Here is a 209-nt window from a genome sequence, read left to right on the forward strand (position 1 = left end):
CGTCAGATGTGTATAAGTCACAGCTTCAGCGTTGGGGAGACTTGCTGAACGGACCAGGGCGTATTGCGTATTTCCTGCTTGCCCTGGTTACCCAGCGTGACCTGCCTGTCGGGCGGAGCCGCTTCGCTATGCGGCGCGGCGGCTACTGTGAGTGTTTCTTCCTGGGTAGCGGCCTGAGCCTGTATACCTGTCAAAATCAGTACGTAAAG

The 209-nt window shown here is 56.9% G+C and carries 1 protein-coding gene; it reads right to left on the reverse strand.

From position 1 onward, the window contains the following. Positions 1 to 17: 17 nt before the first annotated feature. On the reverse strand, positions 18 to 209 hold a 192-nt coding region (locus tag QCD69_RS22810; protein WP_301253605.1), incomplete at its 5' end, for a hypothetical protein.

It is taken from the genome of Erwinia sp. PsM31, assembly GCF_030433775.1.
GTDB lineage: Bacteria > Pseudomonadota > Gammaproteobacteria > Enterobacterales > Enterobacteriaceae > Erwinia > Erwinia aeris.